Origin of the sequence: Streptomyces sp. SID1328 (assembly GCF_009865595.1) — a bacterium.
Lineage (GTDB): Bacteria > Actinomycetota > Actinomycetes > Streptomycetales > Streptomycetaceae > Streptomyces > Streptomyces griseoluteus.
Genome location: NZ_WWKH01000741.1, coordinates 1 through 4,459, shown reverse-complemented (window position 1 = coordinate 4,459; position 4,459 = coordinate 1). Strand labels below are relative to the sequence as shown.

At 74.3% G+C, this 4,459-nt stretch carries 5 protein-coding genes; 1 reads left to right on the top strand and 4 read right to left on the bottom strand.

The features are described from left to right. A partial coding sequence (locus tag GT030_RS23855) for a TAXI family TRAP transporter solute-binding subunit (RefSeq protein ID WP_161202855.1) occupies positions 1 to 703 on the top strand: 703 nt, incomplete at its 5' end. Here the strand turns inward: GT030_RS23855 and GT030_RS23850 are convergent. The 4 genes from GT030_RS23850 to GT030_RS23835 form a co-directional block, all read right to left on the bottom strand. Then, positions 682 to 2,067, bottom strand: coding sequence for a HAMP domain-containing sensor histidine kinase (locus GT030_RS23850; protein ID WP_161202854.1), 1,386 nt, complete (start codon positions 2,065 to 2,067; stop codon positions 682 to 684). The two genes, GT030_RS23855 and GT030_RS23850, sit on opposite strands and share 22 nt — an antisense overlap. Beyond that, entirely contained in the window at positions 2,064 to 2,735 is a 672-nt protein-coding gene (locus GT030_RS23845; protein WP_161202853.1) for a response regulator transcription factor, read from the bottom strand. Before GT030_RS23845 ends, GT030_RS23850 begins: the two co-directional genes overlap by 4 nt. A gap of 72 nt (positions 2,736 to 2,807) precedes the next feature. Continuing rightward, positions 2,808 to 4,160: an MFS transporter gene (locus GT030_RS23840; protein WP_161202852.1), complete on the bottom strand. Its 1,353-nt coding sequence runs from the start codon at positions 4,158 to 4,160 to the stop codon at positions 2,808 to 2,810. A 120-nt stretch (positions 4,161 to 4,280) separates the two neighbouring features. Continuing rightward, a partial coding sequence (locus tag GT030_RS23835; RefSeq protein WP_161202851.1) for a GNAT family N-acetyltransferase occupies positions 4,281 to 4,459 on the bottom strand: 179 nt, incomplete at its 5' end.

Here is a 4,459-nt window from a genome sequence, read left to right as displayed (position 1 = left end):
CCTGGCCCTCGCCATGGCGGACGCCGCCGAGCAGGCGCTGCACGGAGCGGCGCCCTTCACGGCCCCAACCCGGGTGACGGCGCTCGCCCGCGTCTACGTCAACTACACGCACCTCCTGGCCCGTGCCGACGGCCCCGTGCGCGCCGTGGCCGACCTCGCGGGCCGCCCGGTGGCCACCGGCGCCACCGGATCGGGAGCCCAGGTGCTCGCCGGGCGGCTGCTGCGGGTGGCGGGGCTCACGGGTGGGCGCGCGGTACGAGAACAGCGGCTCGGGCTGGCCGAGTCGGTGGCCGCGCTGCGCCGGGGCACGGTGGACGCCGTGATCTGGGCGGGCGGGGTCCCCACCCCGGCCCTGTCGGCGCTCACCCGCCGGCTACCGCTGCGTGTCCTGCCGTTGGAGGCCGAGGCGGAGGCGCTGCGTGCCGAGTACGGCCCGGTGTACTCGGCGGTCACCCTGCCGGCGGGTGTCTACGGGCTCACCGCGCCGGTCACCACCGTCGGCGTCGGCAACTATCTGCTGGCCCGCCCCCAGGTGCCGGACCGGGACGCCCGGGACGTCCTGCGGGTGGTGTTCGACCGCTGGCGGGTGCTGCTGCGCGAGGTCACCGCGGGCGCGCGGCTGGAACCCCGCTTCGCCGTCGCCACCGGCGACCTCCCGCTGCATCCGGGAGCGGTGGCGTACTACCGGTCCGTGTACGGCTGAGCAGGCAGCCACAGCTCCACCACCAGCCCGCGCGGAGTCCCGGCCCGCGCGGCCAGCCGTCCCCCGCTGAGCCGGGCGATCTCGTCCGCGATGGCCAGGCCCAGACCGGTACCGGGCACATTCTGATGCTCGGGCGCCCGCACGAAGCGCCGTGTGAGCAACGGGAGTTGATCGTCGGGGACACCGGGACCGTCGTCGGCCACCCGCACCACGACCTGGCCGCCCTCGACGGCCTCCGCCGCCACGGTCACCCGCCCACCGGCCGGTACGAACTTCACCGCGTTGTCCAGCGCCGCGTCCAGCACCCGCCCCACCGCGTCCGGTACCGCCCGCACCCGCAGGCCGGGTGGCACCCCGGCAGCGGTGAGCGACACCTGCGAGGCGTCGAAAACCGGCTCCCAGGCCGCCACCCGGGCCGCCACCGCGCCGGAGAGATCCTGCTCGGCCCGCTCGGCCGAACCCGACTCCACCCGTGCCAACGCCAGCAGTCCGTCGAGGAGTTCGGCCAGCCGCTCCGCCTCGTCCAGCGCGCGGGTGTGCTCCTCGCGGCCCGGTCCCGGTGCCAGGTGCGGTTCGACGTTCTCCAGTTGCAGCACCAGCGTGGCCAGCGGATTGCGCAACTGGTGCGAGGCGTCCGCGACAAAGGCCCGCTGCCGCCCGATGGAGTCCGCGACCGCCTCCGCCATGGCATTGAACTGCTCGCGCAGGCTACGGAGTTCGGGCGGGCCGGTGTCCGAAACGGCCCGCGCCTCCAGCCGGCCCGAGGCCAGCCGCGCCACCGCCCGGTCGAGGTCCTGCACCGGACGCATCAGCCAGCGGGTGATCCCGGCCGCGACCAGGCCCGCGGCCGCGAAGGCCGCCGGTGCGCCGCAGGCGATCAGCAGCCAGCGCATGGTCACGTCCCGGCGCGCGGCCCCGGTCGGCACGGCCATCAGCACGGCCCCGCTCACCCGCTCGTCCCGGCCCACCGGCTCGGCCAGCACCAGCCGGTGCGGACCCCACGGCCGTACCGTCGGCAGACGCTCGGTGGACCGGCCGGTCAGCGCCCGCCCCAGCGCCTCCCGCGCCGCCGGAGACGGCACTGGAGCCCCGGCGCGCGCCACGGTGCGGCCCGAGGTGTCCGACACCGCCACGGAGGCCCCGTACAGCCCGGCGTACCGGCGGATCTCGGTGGACAGTTCGGTGCGGTCGGCGGGGGAGCGGACCCGGTCCGCGAGGTCGGCGAACCGTACGGCGTCCGCCCGGCGCTGGAGCAGCAGATGCTCGGTGCGCCCGGCCGCGTACGACAAGGCCAGCGGGACGGACAGCAACAGGGCCGCCGCTCCCATCAGCACCATCAGCACCGCCAGCAGCCTGCGCCTCATCGCGGGCCCAGTTGGTAGCCGAACCCTCGGACCGTACGGACCAGTTCGGCCCGGCCGGTCTTGGCCCGGATACCGGCCACATGCACGTCCAGCGAGCGGGACGCGGCGAGGAAGGCGTCACCCCAGATCCGGTCGAGGATCTCCTCGCGGGAGTGCACCTCCTCCGGGCGGGCGGCCAGCATCGCCAGCACGTCGAACTCCCGCCGGGTCAGCCGCACTTCCGTACCCGCGACGGTGACCGTGCGGCCCGCGAGGTCCACCTCCACGTCCCCGGCGCGCACCGGGCCGGGGCCGGCGTCCGGGCGCGGGGCCAGGGCGCCGGTGCGGCGGCGGACGGTGTCGATGCGGGCCATCAGCTCGTTCATCCGGAACGGTTTGACCACGTAGTCGTCCGCGCCCGCCCGGAGCGCCTGCACGATGTCCCGTTCCGCGCAGCGGGCCGTCACCACGATCAGGGGCGCCGCGCACACCGTGCGCAGCCGCCTGAGCAGTTCCAGCCCGTCCAGGTCGGGCAGGCCGAGGTCCAGCAGCACGAACTCGGTCTCCCGCACGTGCCGGAGCGCGTCCAGGGCGCGGGCGGCCCGGCGCACGGTGTGGCCGCGCTGGGCCAGGGCCGTGGTGAGCGCCTGGGCCATCCGGTCGTCGTCCTCGACGAGCAGGGCGTGCATGGGAAGTCCTCGTGCCGGGTGCTGACCTGGGCCGCAGCCTATGCGGCGGCCCGGTTCCGGTACCGCACCGGGTCAGCCGGCCGCCTTCGCGGGAGCGAGCCCGGCACCGGTGCCGGCGTCCGCCTCGGCCCGGCTCAGCGCCGCGTCACGGGTGTCCGGCATCAGCACATAGGTGACCAGCGAGACCAGCGCGCACCCCGAGACGTACCAGAAGAACATCTTCTCGTGGCCGGCGTCCTTGAACCACAGCGCCACATACTCCGCCGTCCCGCCGAATAGGGCGTTGGCCAGCGCGTACGGCAGAGCCACACCGAGCGCGCGCACCCGCGTCGGGAACAGCTCCGCCTTCACGGCCGCGTTGATCGAGGTGTACCCGGTGACGATCACCAGCGCCAGCAGGGACAGCCCCAGCGCCGACCAGTACGAGTGCGCCGACCCCAGCGCCGTCATGATCGGGTACGTACCGACCGTGCACCCCACCGCGAAGGTGATCAGCAGCGGCCTGCGGCCGATCCGGTCCGAGAGCGTGCCGGCGAGTGGCTGGATCGCGGCGAACACCGCGAGCGCGGTGAAACTCACCAGCGTGGCCGTCGACTTGGCCATGCCCGCGCTGCCGATCAGATACTTGGTGAGATAGGTGGTGTAGGTGTAGTAGGCCACCGTGCCGCCCAGGGTCAGCGCCATCACCAGACCGGCCTCCCGGCGGTGCTCCCACAGCGCCTTGAGCGAGCCGCGCGCGGTGTCGGTGCCGCCGCCCGTCTCCTCGGTGAACGCCTCCGTCTCGGTGAGCCGCCGCCGCAGCCAGAACACCACCAGCGCGAACACCGCGCCCAGCACGAAGGGCACCCGCCAGCCCCAGCTCTGCAACTGCTCGGTGGTGAGGGTGTGCTGCATCGTGATCAGGATCGCCAGACCGAGCAACTGCCCGCAGGTCATGGAGACGTACTGGAAGGACGAGCCGAGCCCGCGCCGGTTCCGGGCGGACGCCTCGGTCAGATAGGTGGCGCTGGCCGCGTACTCACCGCCGATGCTCAGCCCCTGGAGCAGCCGGGCCAGCAGCAGCACCAGCGCGCCGAAGTAACCCGCCCGGCCGTAGGTCGGCGCGACGGCGATCAGCAGGGCCGCGACCGACATCAGGGTGACGGTGAGGGTCAGCGCGCTCTTGCGGCCGTGCCGGTCCGCCGCCCGCCCCAGCACCCAGCCGCCGACCGGACGCATCAGGAAACCGACCGCGAAGATGCCGGCGGTGTTCAGCAGCTTGGTCGTCGGATTGTCGCCGGGGAAGAAGGAGTCCGCGAAGTAGATCGCGAAGCTGGCGTAGACGAACCAGTCGTACCACTCCACGAGATTGCCCAGCGAACCGCCGATCAGGGCGAAGCGGCGGGCGGCGGGGGTCACCGTGGGCGGTGCGGCGGACGTGGACATGGCGGCTCCAGACGAGGGGGGACGGGGCCCGCCGCCGTGGGACGCCGGACCCGGATGCCGCCCGAGCATGCGCCGCGCTCCCGCCCCGGACAAGGGACGACGCGCAGATCTAACACGCCGCTAAGGAAGCGGCGCGGCCAGCCGCAGATACAGCCGGGTGCCGCCCGGCCGGAAGCCGACCCGCTCGTACACCCGCCGGGAGCCGTCGCCCGTGGGCTCCAGCCACACCGACTCCGCGCCCCGCTCGAACAGCACCCCGGCCAGCGCGGAGGTGACGGCCGCCGCCACACCCCGCCCCC